This is a genomic window from Rhizobium mulingense (assembly GCF_029194105.1).
In the GTDB taxonomy this organism is placed as follows: Bacteria; Pseudomonadota; Alphaproteobacteria; order Rhizobiales; family Rhizobiaceae; genus Rhizobium; species Rhizobium mulingense.
Genome location: NZ_JARFVE010000008.1, coordinates 152,561 through 165,264 on the forward strand (window position 1 = coordinate 152,561; position 12,704 = coordinate 165,264).

The following is a 12,704-nucleotide window of genomic DNA, read 5'->3' on the forward strand; positions in this document are numbered from 1 at the left end:
GTCCTCCTTCACGTCTCTCCGCTCAAGCGTCCATGATGCCATGCGGCGGGCAGCCATTCCAACAGAGATTCCATCATTTTTGCTGATGCACCCATCGCCGACGCCGCAGTCGTCGCGCACGAATATTGCGGCCCGGCGCCATCCCCCGGCATTTTCTTGCTTCCGTATTTGCGGCCGGGATTTGTCCTTGACCCGGCTCGCCGCCAAGGCTTTTGCTTTCCCGGATATGCAAGGGAGAGCAGCAATGGCCGTCGATACATCACCGCGTTCCACCACCTGGACTCACGTCGATGGGGAATGGCTTCCCGGCAATCCGCCGCTGATCGGGCCGACCTCGCATGCCATGTGGCTCGGCTCCACGGTATTCGACGGCGCCCGCTGGTTCGACGGCATCGCCCCGGATCTCGATCTGCACTGCCAGCGCATCAACCGCTCGGCGCTCGCCATGGGCCTGAAGCCGGTGAAGTCGGCCGAGGAGATCGCCGCGCTCGCCTGGGAAGGCGTTGGCAAATTCGACGGCGCGACGGCGATCTACATCAAGCCGATGTATTGGGGCGAACACGGTTCGCCCGGCAGCATCGTCTCTGTCGACGCGGCATCGACCCGCTTCGCGCTCTGCCTGTTCGAGGCGCCGATGGGGCGTCATGGCGGCAGCAGCCTCACCGTTTCGCCCTATCGCCGCCCGTCGCCGGAAACGGCGATGACCGAGGCGAAGACCGGTTCGCTCTATCCCAATAGCGGCCGCATGATCGCCGAAGCCCGCAGCCGCGGCTTCGATAATGCTCTGGTGCGCGACCTGAACGGCAATGTCGTCGAGACCGCCTCTTCAAACGTCTTCATGGTCCGCGACGGCGTGGTGATGACTCCGGCCGCCAATCGCACCTTCCTCGCCGGCATCACCCGCGCCCGCGTCATCGGCCTGCTCCGCAAGGCCGGTTTCGACGTCGTGGAAGCAACCCTGGCCGTCGAGGATTTCCTGGCCGCCGATGAAATCTTCACCACCGGCAACTATTCCAAAGTCGTCGGCGTCACCCGCCTCGACGACCGCGATTTCCAGGAAGGCCCCGTCACCCGCAAGGCGTTGGAGCTCTACATGAACTGGGCCCACGGAAGAAGCGAAAGTGAAGAGTGAGCAGCGGCCCCGCGGAGAGGGAGCAATCGATCCAGTGAATCGATTGCAACGACGAACGCGGAGCGCAAGCGCAGGGCCGGCGCGATCCCGCCGGCAGAATTGAGATCGGGATACACCCCCTCTGCCCTGCCGGGCATCCGCCACAAGGAGGGAGATCGGATGGGCGCGATGGCTTCCCTAAACAACGGGCCGTCATGAGCCGTAAATGGAAGGCGAGGCATGGCTTCCTGCCAATCTCCTCCCTTGCGGGGGAGATGCCCGGCAGGGCAGAGGGGGCGGCTACACCCGCGCCCCTCACGTCATCCACTTCCGATGCTCCGCAAATCTCTCCGCCAAGAGATCGATGAACAGCCGCACCTTGGTCGGCAGGTGGCTGCGGTTGGGATAGACGGCGTTGATGTTGAATTCCACCGGCCGGTAGTCCGGCATGATCTTCACCAGCCGCCCTTCGGCGATGTCGTCGAACACGACGAAGCTTGGCGCCAGGAAGATGCCTTTTCCGTTCAGCGTCAGGAAACGCAGCATCTCCGCGCTGTTGGAGACGACATTACCGCCGATCTTGACGCTCTCCTTGCTGCCGTCGCCATCCTCGAAGCGCCATTCGTCGCCAAAGGGGTAATAGGCATATTGCAGGCAATTATGATCAGCAACCTCGGCCGGCTTCGTCGGCATCGGATGGTTTTCGGCATAAGCCGGTGAGCAGACGAGCATATGGCGCCAGGGCGTCAGCTTGCGGGCGATGAGCGAGGAGTCCGGCGGCGGCACGGTGCGCATCACCAGATCGTAGCCATCCTCGATCATGTCGACCATCCCTTCGCCGACGCTGAAATCGAGCGAGATCGACGGATAAAGCTCCATGAACTCGCTCACCACAGGCAGCAGGAAACGCACGATGGCGCCGCTGGTATAGACCTTCAGCGTGCCGCGAGGTGTCGTGCTCAGCGCGCTCGCCGTGCGGTCCGCCTCATCGAGTTCGGCGAGGATCTGCGACGAGCGCTCATAATAATATTTGCCGGTTTCGGTGAGGCTGACCTTGCGCGTCGTGCGGTTGAGCAGCCTGACACCGAGCCGCTCCTCCAGCGATTGCACATGATTGCCGACCATGGTGACGGACATGTTGAGCCGGCGCGCGGCAGCGGAAAAACCGCCGCATTCCACCACCCGGCCGAAGACTGCAAGGCTTGTCAGCCGATCCATATCGCCCTCGGATTATCCGCTGAGAGTTGATGATCCCTCCCGATATAAGCAGATTATCAAAGTGAATGGCAGAGCGCATCTTCCCTCGCATCGAACAAGCCTCGCCGAAACGGGGCGCCAGACGAAGGAAGAGACGATGGTCGAACTACCCCGCAAGCAGGATTTCGAAATTGCCGGAGAGGCCGAGCGGATTTTGGCCGAGGCGCCGGCCGCCCAGGCGCCTGCGATGCCCGCTGCCGAAACCCCGGTTATCGCAGCGCCTGAAAAGACCGGCCGCAGCATCGTCAAGCGCGCCGTCATCGCCGCCGCGCTGCTTGCCGGCGTCGCTTTCGCGGGTGATTTCGGCCACCGCTACTGGACCGTCGGCCGCTTCATCGAATCCACCGACGATGCCTATGTGAAGGCCGATTACACCACCGTCGCCCCGAAGGTCGCCGGCTATGTCAGGCAGGTGCTGGTCAACGACAACGACGTGGTCAAAGCAGGCCAGGTGCTTGCCCGCATCGACGACCGCGATTTCCAGGCCGCACTCTCGCAGGCGAGAGCCGATCTGAAGGCGGCCGAGGCCGCCATCACCAATATCGATGCCCAGATCGCCCTGCAGCAGTCGGTCATCGGGCAGGCCAGGGCGACGATCGACGCCTCGCAGGCCTCGCTCGATTTTGCCGTCTCCGACGCCGCGCGTTCGGCCCGCCTCATCACCAGCGGTGCCGGCACCCAGTCGCGCGCCGAACAGACCCAGTCGGCCCGTGACCAGGCGGCTGCCGCCGTCGAGCGCGACCGGGCGGCCCTCGTCGCGGCTGAAAACAAGGTGCCGGTGCTCCGGAGCCAACGCGAACAGGCGGTTGCCGAGCGCGACCGGGCGGCCGCGGCTGCCCACCAGGCCGAACTCAACCTGTCTTACACCGACATCGTCGCCGCCGTCGACGGCACGGTCGGCGCCCGCTCGATCCGCGTCGGCCAGTATGTCACTTCAGGCACCCAGTTGATGGCCGTCGTGCCGCTGCACGCAGTCTATGTCGTCGCCAATTTCAAGGAAACGCAGCTGACCTATGTCCGTCCCGGCCAGTCGGTCGAGATCAAGGTCGACAGTTTTCCCGATATATCGATCAAGGGTCATGTCGACAGCGTTTCGCCGGCAAGCGGTCTCGAATTCTCGCTGCTGCCGCCTGACAACGCCACCGGCAACTTCACCAAGATCGTCCAGCGCATCCCCGTCAAGATCGTCATCGACGACGAGGCCTTGAGCGGACTGCTGCGCTCGGGCATGTCGGTCGAGCCCGAAGTCGATACCAAGGCTGCCCAGAGCGAGGCTTCCCGGGCCTCCGGATAATCCTTCTCGTTCCGAAAGATCGCCGAACCCCATCATCGGAAAGTTTCCGCACCAGCTGGAAGGAGACAGGTCATGGCCACTCTTCAGATCGCCGCAAACGGCAATTCGCTTGCGCGCCCCGCCGCAGCAGCGCCCGCCACACCTGCCGCCATGAGCGCGCTTCGCATGTGGTCGGCTGTCGTCGGCTCGACGCTCGGCGCCTTCATGGCGGTCCTCAACATCCAGATCGTCAATGCCTCGCTTGCCGATATCCAGGGCGCCATCGGCGCCGGCACGGATGACGGCGGCTGGATCTCGACCTCCTACCTGATCGCCGAGATCGTCGTCATTCCGCTCAGCGGCTGGTTGGCGCGGGTCTTTTCGCTGCGCAACTATCTGCTGGCGAACGCCATTCTCTTCCTGATCTTCTCGGTCGCCTGCGCCTTCGCGGCCAACCTGCAGCAGATGATCATCCTGCGCGCCATTCAGGGCTTTTCCGGCGGCGTGTTGATCCCAATGGCCTTCACCATCATCATCACGTTGCTGCCCAAGGCCAAGCAGCCGATCGGCCTGGCGCTCTTTGCCCTGTCGGCCACCTTCGCACCGGCCATCGGGCCGACGATCGGCGGTTATCTCACCGAAAACTGGGGCTGGGAACATATCTTCTACGTCAACCTGGTGCCCGGCGCGCTGATGGTCGGCTTGCTCTGGGCCTCGCTCGATCGGGCGCCGATGAACCTGAAGCTGCTGTCCAAGGGCGACTGGCCAGGCATCATCACCATGGCGATCGGCCTCGCGGCCCTGCAGACCGTGCTGGAAGAGGGCAACAAGGAAGACTGGTTCGGCTCCGATTTCATCCTCCGCCTGTCCGTTATCGCCGCCGTCTCGCTGAGCCTGTTCATCGTCATCGAGCTGAGAACGGCCCAGCCGCTGTTGAACCTGCGCCTGCTGCTGCGCCGCAATTTCGGTTTCGGCATCGTCGCCAACTTCCTGCTCGGCATCGCGCTTTACGGTTCGGTCTTCGTGCTGCCGATCTATCTCACTCGCATCCAGAGCTACAATTCCGAGCAGATCGGCATGGTTCTCGCGTGGACCGGCATTCCGCAGCTACTGCTGATCCCGCTGGTGCCTCGCCTAATGAAAGGGTTCGACGTCCGGCTGCTGATCGTTATCGGCTTTGCCCTCTTCGCCGCCTCGAATTTCATGAACGTCCACATGACCGGCGACTATGCAAGCGACCAGCTCTTCTGGCCGAACATCGTCCGCGCCGTCGGCCAGGCGCTGGTCTTCACGCCGCTGTCGGCGATCGCCACATCAGGCATCGAGAAGGAAAATGCCGGTTCGGCTTCGGCGCTCTTCAACATGATGCGCAATCTGGGCGGCGCGGTCGGCATCGCCTCGCTGCAGACCTTCCTGTCGAAGCGCGAACAGTTCCATTCGAACATCCTGACGCATTCGGTCTCGGTATTCGAGGAAGCCACTCGCGATCGCATTGCCAGGCTGACCGGCTACTTCATGAGCCACGGCGTCAGCGATCAGGCGCTCGCCAGCCACAAGGCCGTCGTCGCCATCGCGCTCAAGATACGCAGGCAGGCCAATATCATGGCCTTCAGTGACACCTTCTTCCTGCTTGGCGTCGCCCTCGTCGTCGCCCTGCTGGCAAGCCTGCTGCTGAAAAAGCCGGTCAGCTCGCCGGCGGTGGCGCCCACTAACCCGTCTCCGGGAGGAGAACTCCATGACCTCAGCAATCCATGCTCCCGATCTCGACCGATTTCAGCCAAAGGCCACTGGTCATGCCGTCAGCACAGGCGCGCTGCTCTCGATCATCGAGTGGCTTTCCGGCGACGAATGCCACGCGCTCGATGAAGCCGGCCTCGTCTCCGGCCTCGGCCGCCGGCTTCAGGCGCTCGGCCTGCCGGTCGATCGGATGACCCTGCATCTGATGACGCTGCATCCGGAGTTTATCGGCCGCACCATTGCTTGGGCGCCAGGCGAGCCGGTCGAGATCCATGACCGCGAACATGGCGCGCGGGTCGCTATTGCGAACACGCCGCTGCGCAAGGTCATGGAAACCAGGGAACCGCTGATCGTCGGGCCTGGCGAAAGCGTCCATGGCCGCTGGCAGCATATCGATGTCTTTGCCGATCGCGGCCTGATGCAGCTCGTCATCGCGCCTCTCTGCAATGTCGACGGCCCGGTCAGCGCCGCCGTCTTCGGCACCAGGCGGCCGGGCGGTTTCACCGTCTCGGAGCGCCAAGTGATCGAGCGCATCCTGCCGGCGCTGCGCAACACCAGCGAGCTGCGCATTCTTCGCCAGGTCGAGCTCAGCCTGCTCGATACCTATATCGGTCCGCTGACGGCAAGCCGGATTCTGGCCGGACGCATCCGCCGGGGTGAGATCGAATCGATGGAGGCAGCCCTGCTGCTCTGCGATCTGCGCGGCTTCACCGAGCTGTCGAACCGGCTGCCCGGCAGCACCGTGCTCGGCATGCTCAACGCCTATTTCGACAGGATCGTGCCGGCCATCACCCGCGAGGGCGGCGAACTGCTGAAATTCATGGGCGACGCCGTGCTCGCCTTCTTCCCCGGCTATGACGCGGCCCATTCCTGCGGCGCTGCTCTTGCGGCAGCCCGCGCCATGTTCGATGAGATCGACCATTTCCAATATGAAGGTATCGGCGTGAAGGCCGGCATCGCCCTGCATTACGGCGAAGTCAGCTACGGCAATATCGGTTCCGGCCGCCGCCTCGACTTCACCCTGATCGGCCGCGACGTCAACCTGGTCAGCCGCATCCAGACCGCCTGCGGCGAACTGGGAGAGGCCTTGCTGATGTCGGCACCGTTCCGTCGGGACGCCGGGGCAGGGGATGTGCTGTCGGTCGGGGCGCATAGGCTGAAAGGGTTTGCCGATCCGGCGGAGCTGTTTACGATCGTGCGGTAGGTGTGCGGTGCATGCATGGCAGGTCTGCCCGAAACGGCTTCGTCTTCCCCCATCTTTTCGCCATAGTGGCGCCGGAATTCCGCAAGCGGGGAGGAGGAGCTTATGACCGTGCTGTTCGACGAACAAGGCGAGATCATCCGCGAACTGGGTGTCGCCGCCGATATCGATCCTGAGCGAGAGATCGAACGGCGAACCGCTTTCCTCAAGGATTATCTCGTCGGCTCGCGCATGCGCGGCTACGTCCTCGGCATCAGCGGCGGCGTCGATTCGCTGACGGCGGCTTTGCTGGCTCAGAAGGCCGTGCGCGAGTTGCGTGACGGCGGCCATGCGGCCGAATTCATTGCCGTGCGTCTTCCCTACGGAGTCCAGGCTGATGAGGCCGATGCGGAGAGGGCGCTTGCAACGATCGGTCCCGACCGCTCGATGGTGGTCAACATCAAGGCGGCGACGGATGCGATGCTGGCCGCCGCTCAGGATGGCGGTCTTGCCTTCGCCGATGCCGGCCGGCAGGATTTCATCCTCGGCAACATCAAGGCCCGCCAACGGATGATCGCCCAGTTCGCTTTGGCCGGCGCGCTTGGCGGCCTCGTCATCGGCACCGATCATGCGGCCGAAGCAGTCATGGGCTTCTTCACGAAATTCGGCGACGGTGCCGCCGATATCCTGCCGCTTGCCGGCCTCAACAAACGCCGCGTCCGCCTCTTGGCAAAGCGGCTCGGCGCCCCCGACGAGCTCATCTTCAAGGTACCGACCGCCGATCTGGAAGACCAGCGGCCGCTGCGCCCCGACGAGGAGGCCTATGGCGTCAGCTATGACGAGATCGACGATTTTCTCGAAGGCCGGCCGGTCGGCGAGATCGCCCGCCGCCGTATTCTCGCCGCCTATCGCGCCACCGCCCATAAACGCGCGCTGCCGGTAGCCGCCAACGCGCTCTGAGGAGCGTTTAAGGCTGCACCGGCACGCGCGTCCAGTCCGACGAGGCGAGATAGGCATTCGGCGCAAAATACACACCGTCGGCATCGAAGGCCTCGAGATCTTCGGCCCGCAATGCTTCGCGCACCTTCGGGCGGGCCGCCACGCGGGCCATGAAGCCGTGCAGCGGCGGCCATTGCTTGAGATTGATCTCCGTCCAGGGCGACCAGTTCAGGCAGACAAAGAGATAGGCGTCCGCCACAGTGAAGGCCTCGCCGGTCAGATAGGGTCCGGCAAAACGGCCGCTCAGCCAGGAAAGGCGCTTCGAGACCTGAGCGCGGATCCGCTCATGCACGCTGGCATAAGCCGGCTCGAACAGCAGCACCATCGGCTTGTGCAGTTCTGCGGATATGAAATTCAGATAGGATTGCACCTCGTTGCGTCTGAGGTTGCCGACCTCCGGCAGCATCGCGGCGCCTTGCGGGACGCTGTCGGCGAGGAACTGCGCGATCGCCGGTCCTTCGGTCAGCACCTTGCCGTCGTCGAGCATCAGCGCGGGCACATAGCCGTTGCCGTTGATGGCAAGATAGTCCCTGCCGTCGCTCGTCCGGTGGGTCTTCCGGTCGACTTCGACGAGCTCGATATCAAGCCCCAGCTCCCGGCAGACGATATGCGGTGAAAGCGAGCAGGCCGCGGCGTTCATATAGAGTTTCATGGCGATTTCCTCTCTCATGCAGGCGGTCGGCGCCGCCTGTTCGATATCATTGAACTTCTGTACTGTTTCGCATAAAATAACCTTCGTCAAGAAATTTAATGCGAAGCAGTACAAAATATGAAGAATGAGAAGAAGCGTGGCCGCCCGAGGGCCTTCGACGCCAAGGCAACGCTCGCCAAGGCGCGGGACGTCTTCTGGGACAGAGGTTTTGCCGCCGCCTCGCTCGACAATCTCAGCGCGGCGACCAACCTCAACCGCCCGAGCCTCTACGGCGCCTTCGGCGACAAGGAGGATCTCTATCTCGATACTTTGGAGGGTTATCGGCAGGACGGCATGGATACGCTGGCCCAGGCGCTCGATCCGTCACTGCCGCTGCGCGATAATCTCGCCCGCGTCTACGCCGGCGCGTTGGATATCTATTTGCATGGCGAAACCGCCGCCCGCGGTTGTCTGCTGATCGGCACGGCGACCGTCGAAGCGGTCGAGCGTGAACGGGTTCGCGAGGTGCTCGGCCGCAGCCTCAGCGATTTCGACGGCGAAATCGAAAAGCGCATGCGCCTTGCCGTGGAAAGGGGTGAACTTCCCGCGGAAACCGATCCGCAAATGCTGGCAAGGCTTGCTTCCGCCGTCATGCATTCGCTCGCGGTGCGCGCCCGCGCCGGCGACAGCCGAGAGATGCTCGAGGCGATCGCCCGCTCAGGCGTCGAGCTGATCTGCGGCAGCGCCCGGCGCTGATCTCGACCCGGCGTCAATCGTTCCAGGGCGCACCATCCAGGCGTAGGCGGCACCGGCAAGGAGCAGCACCGAGGTGCCAAGGAAAACCGCCCGCATGCCGATATGCCCGCCGACGAAGCCGCCAAGGACGGGGCCGGCCACCTGGCCGACATATTGCGAGGAGACGGAGAGGCCAAGAATGCTGCCGGCCGCACTGTCCGGCACGCTGTGGCGGATGACGGCGGCGATGCAGGGCAGCAGCCCGCCAAGGGCAGCCCCCATCAGGAAGCGCAGGATGATCAGCTGCCAGGAACTGGTGACGAAGGCCTGTGGGACCAGAAGCAGCCCGGCGGCGGCGAGCGCGCCCGCAATGACCGACCAATGGCCGATCCTGTCGGCCAACCTGCCGAGCCAGGAGGCGGAAAGTATGCTGCCGAGGGCGGCCGCCGACATGACGAGGCCCGAGATCATCGTCACCTGCGTTGCGATGGGCACGATCTGCGCGACATAGACGGTGATGATCGGCTCGATCGACATATTGGCGAGCATCAGAAGCATGCCGGTTGCCAGCATGGCGATCACAGGCCGCTTGTCGGCGATGGATTTCCAACCGCCGCTCGCCTTGGCCGCCTGTTTGCGGGCCTGCGATTTTTCCTCCTTGATCAGCAGGGTCGTGGCGAGAAAGGCGAGGAAGATCATGCCGCCGGCGGCGAGAAACGTGCCGCGGATGCCGATGATCGGCGGCAGCACTCCGCCAAGGAGCGGCCCGACGAGATTGCCGGCCATGATGCCGGAGGAGAGCACGCCGAGAGCCCAGGCCGAGCGATCCTTCGGCGTCTGCGTCGCCACCAGCACCATCGAGCCGGAGGAGTAGCCGCCCGCAAGCCCGACGAAGAGCCGCAGCGCCACCAACTGCCAGACATTGCCGGCCAGGCCCATCAGCGAGATCGCCAGCGTCATGCCGAGGCTGGCACGCACCAGCATCAGCTTGCGGCCGTAGATGTCGCCGAGCCGTCCCCAGAGGGGCGCGACGAGAGCGGCAGCCAGGAAGGTGGCGCCGTAGGCAATGCCGGACCATTGCACGATTGCCGCATGGTCGCTGACGCCGAGTTCCTCGACGTAGAGTGGCAAGAAGGGAAGTAGCAGCGTCATTGCCACGATCGTCGTGAAGGAGCCGATCAGCGAGATCGCAAGGTTGCGCTTCCAGTAGATCGAGCCTGCCTTAACGCTCGCCGCATCCATTTTCATATCGGTCATTCCCTGCCTCGGCGTCGACCACGGGGCACAATTGCGCCGAAACTGGATCATCTAGGGTAAATGTGCTAGAGCATACCGATTGCGTGATGCAACCGGTTAATCGGAGGATTGCCATGAACGATATGCGCACGAGGCAGCAGACCGTCCGTGATCTCTACGCCGCCTATCTCGAAGACCGCAAGGATAAAGTCGGCACCATGCTGACGGAGGATTTCACATTTTCCAGTCCGCGTGACGACCATATCGACCGGGCTGCCTATTTCGAGCGCTGCTGGCCGAAGGAGCCGTTGTTCCGCCGTATCGACATCGAGTTCCTGGCGGTCGATGGCGATGAGGCGGCTGTTCGCTACCGCGTCGAAAAACTGGACGGCACAAGCTTCCACAATATGGAGAGCCTGCGTTTCCGCGGCGGTAAGATCGCCTCGGTGGAGGTCTATTTCGGCCGGAATCTGTAGGCTCGGCGCAGTTAGAAGATCCGCATGGCCGATGTTGTGATGATCACCATGGAGACCGCCACCATCAGGGCCCGCACCGGCAGCCGCTTGACCAGGATCGCGCCGAAAGGGGCGGCGACGACGCCGCCGATTATCAGGCCGATCGCCGAATTGAGCTCCGACCAACCGAGCGTCAGGATGAAGGTCAGCGAAATCGTCAGCGTTACCGCAAATTCGGTGAAATTGGTCGAGCCGATCACCCGTTTCAAATCATGGCCGCGCCCGACGAGCGTGCTGGTGACGACTGGTCCCCATCCGCCGCCGCCGATCGCATCGAGCATGCCGCCGCAAAACCCGACAGGCGGCACCGCCCAGTCGCGCACTTCACGCCTGGTTGGCGGGCGAAAGGCCTTGTAGAGTATCAGCAGGCCGATCGCCATCAGATAGGCCGACACGAAGGGCTCGATCACCTTGCCGTTGATATTGGCCAGCAGATAGGCGCCGATCGCGCCGCCGATCATGCCAGCAGGCGCCAGCCGCGCCACCAGCCGCCAGTCGACATTGCGGTGATAGGCATGCGACAGGCCGGAAGCGGCCGTCGTGAACATTTCCGTCACATGCGTCATGGCGCTGGCATTGGCAGCAGGCAGGCCGAAGGCGAGAAGGCTCGTCGTCGACAGCACGCCGAACGCCATGCCGAGCGCACCGTCGACGATCTGCGCACAGAAGCCGACGGCGATGAAAAAGAAGATATCCGATGTCATGCAGTCCCCTCAGGCGAACAGTAGCATCAGAATCGGCGACGCGTGAGAAACTTTTGACCTCAGGCCGAAAGTCCGCGCTGCTTCAGCCGGACGATCTTGAAAAAGCCGTTTGGAAAGACCGGCAAGATATCGTTCGCGGAAAAGTCGCCGCGACGCTCGGCCCAGGCGAGGATGCGGTTGATGCGGAAGGCGGAGGACCAGCCGATGTGCCGCACCAGCGGCGCCACCGCCGCCTCGATCGCGCCCTGCAGGCCGGCGCCGTCGCCGAGCTTGCTGGCCAGGATGATCTCACCGCCCGGCCGCAGCACCCGGGCGCACTCGTCGAGCGCCCGCTCGGGATCGGGGATGAGCGTGATGACGAAAGGCAGGCAAACGACGTCGAAGGACTGGTCGGCAAAGCCCAGCGCATGCGCGTCCATCACTTCGAGTGCCTGCACATGCCGCAGGTTTTCGCTGCGCACCTTTTCGCGCGCACGCGCAATCATATGTTCGGAAATGTCGATGCCCGTCACCCGGCAGCGGCTGGGATAGTGGGCGAGCGTCAGACCGGTGCCAACGCCGATTTCCAAAATGTCGGTGCCGGCCGCAGCGGCAAGGGCGGCAAGCTTGCGGTGGCCGTCGCGCAGGATGCCGCGGTAGACGCGGTCATAGATCGGCGCCCAGCGCTGATAGATTTTCTGCTGATCTTCCGCCCGGTTGCGAAGTTCCGACATGCCTATGCCTCCTGCGCACAACCCCAAGAATCGGAATCAATTTTATAAAAGGATCATGCATTTATCACAAACATAGAGCGCCTCGGCGCCTCTCACAGACGCGCGGCGCTCTAAAAACCCGGAACGTCAACTCCTAAGGGTGGTCTTGGGTTCCGCCCGGATGCAACTGGAGTCGCAAATCGTGACCGCGGCCGGCTATTTGGCCGGCGCCAATCCAAGCTTCTTGACATCCATCGCACTACCGATCTCGACCGACTTCTCCTGCTTGTCATAGACGCAGATCTGGGCGACAAGCCCCTTGGCGCCTTTCGGCTTTCCCGTCACCAGAGCGAGCCCGTAATGGGCGCTGCCGAAAGGATCGACGCTGACGGCAGGCTTCTCGAGCGCGACTGCCGCCTTCCTGCATTTGGCCTCCACATCGGCCGCGAACTGCTGCCAGGCCTCGTCGGAGGAGGCATGGGTCGCGCCGGCGAGACAAGCAAGCGCGGCTGCGGCCGGAAGCTGGATTATATTCCTGTTCATATCGGATCTCCCTTGTTGAGCATTGCGCTCGAGGCCGTTTTCCGGGCGGGTATGTCAGGCGATTTGCGCGTGCGATGTCAGCTCTGAAACT

Annotated in this window: 12 protein-coding genes and 1 pseudogene; 7 read left to right on the forward strand and 6 right to left on the reverse strand. The window is 63.4% G+C overall.

The annotated features are described in order from the left end of the window. Window positions 1-244: 244 nt before the first annotated feature. Complete coding sequence (locus PYR71_RS19655; RefSeq protein WP_275620547.1) at window positions 245-1,132, forward strand: branched-chain amino acid aminotransferase; 888 nt, start codon at window positions 245-247, stop codon at window positions 1,130-1,132. 294 nt (window positions 1,133-1,426) lie between these two features. On the opposite strand, the gene PYR71_RS19660 is transcribed toward PYR71_RS19655, so the two are convergent. Further along, entirely contained in the window at window positions 1,427-2,329 is a 903-nt protein-coding gene (locus PYR71_RS19660; RefSeq protein ID WP_275620548.1) for a LysR family transcriptional regulator, read from the reverse strand. Window positions 2,330-2,465: 136 nt separating this feature from the next. On the opposite strand from PYR71_RS19660, the gene PYR71_RS19665 reads away from it, so the two are divergent. The 4 genes and pseudogenes from PYR71_RS19665 (at window position 2,466) to nadE (ending at window position 7,518) form a co-directional block, all read left to right on the forward strand. Beyond that, the gene (locus tag PYR71_RS19665) at window positions 2,466-3,662 is read left to right on the forward strand and encodes an HlyD family secretion protein (protein WP_275620549.1); all 1,197 of its coding nucleotides are present in this window, start codon (window positions 2,466-2,468) and stop codon (window positions 3,660-3,662) included. Window positions 3,663-3,734: 72 nt separating this feature from the next. Continuing rightward, window positions 3,735-5,353 (forward strand): annotated as a pseudogene (locus PYR71_RS19670) (DHA2 family efflux MFS transporter permease subunit). Between the two features lie 23 nt (window positions 5,354-5,376). Further along, entirely contained in the window at window positions 5,377-6,582 is a 1,206-nt protein-coding gene (locus PYR71_RS19675) for an adenylate/guanylate cyclase domain-containing protein (RefSeq protein WP_275620550.1), read from the forward strand. Window positions 6,583-6,684: 102 nt separating this feature from the next. Next, a complete protein-coding gene (gene nadE, locus PYR71_RS19680) occupies window positions 6,685-7,518 on the forward strand; it encodes an NAD(+) synthase (RefSeq protein WP_275620551.1) in 834 nt (277 codons plus the stop codon). Between the two features lie 7 nt (window positions 7,519-7,525). On the opposite strand, the gene PYR71_RS19685 is transcribed toward nadE, so the two are convergent. Continuing rightward, window positions 7,526-8,209, reverse strand: a complete 684-nt coding sequence (locus tag PYR71_RS19685; RefSeq protein WP_275620552.1) for a glutathione S-transferase N-terminal domain-containing protein — start codon at window positions 8,207-8,209, stop codon at window positions 7,526-7,528. A gap of 117 nt (window positions 8,210-8,326) precedes the next feature. Between PYR71_RS19685 and PYR71_RS19690 the strand changes: the two genes are divergently transcribed. Further along, entirely contained in the window at window positions 8,327-8,944 is a 618-nt protein-coding gene (locus tag PYR71_RS19690; RefSeq protein WP_183919770.1) for a TetR/AcrR family transcriptional regulator, read from the forward strand. On the opposite strand, the gene PYR71_RS19695 is transcribed toward PYR71_RS19690, so the two are convergent. After that, complete coding sequence (locus tag PYR71_RS19695; protein WP_183919768.1) at window positions 8,906-10,180, reverse strand: MFS transporter; 1,275 nt, start codon at window positions 10,178-10,180, stop codon at window positions 8,906-8,908. The two genes, PYR71_RS19690 and PYR71_RS19695, sit on opposite strands and share 39 nt — an antisense overlap. Window positions 10,181-10,293: 113 nt before the next feature. On the opposite strand from PYR71_RS19695, the gene PYR71_RS19700 reads away from it, so the two are divergent. Beyond that, complete coding sequence (locus PYR71_RS19700) at window positions 10,294-10,635, forward strand: nuclear transport factor 2 family protein (RefSeq protein WP_183919766.1); 342 nt, start codon at window positions 10,294-10,296, stop codon at window positions 10,633-10,635. A gap of 11 nt (window positions 10,636-10,646) precedes the next feature. Here the strand turns inward: PYR71_RS19700 and PYR71_RS19705 are convergent, their stop codons facing one another. The 3 genes from PYR71_RS19705 to PYR71_RS19715 form a co-directional block, all read right to left on the reverse strand. Beyond that, a complete protein-coding gene (locus tag PYR71_RS19705) occupies window positions 10,647-11,378 on the reverse strand; it encodes a sulfite exporter TauE/SafE family protein (RefSeq protein ID WP_183919764.1) in 732 nt (243 codons plus the stop codon). Between the two features lie 59 nt (window positions 11,379-11,437). Continuing rightward, window positions 11,438-12,091: a class I SAM-dependent methyltransferase gene (locus PYR71_RS19710; RefSeq protein WP_183919762.1), complete on the reverse strand. Its 654-nt coding sequence runs from the start codon at window positions 12,089-12,091 to the stop codon at window positions 11,438-11,440. A gap of 195 nt (window positions 12,092-12,286) precedes the next feature. Further along, a complete protein-coding gene (locus tag PYR71_RS19715; protein WP_275620553.1) occupies window positions 12,287-12,613 on the reverse strand; it encodes a hypothetical protein in 327 nt (108 codons plus the stop codon). Window positions 12,614-12,704: the final 91 nt, after the last annotated feature.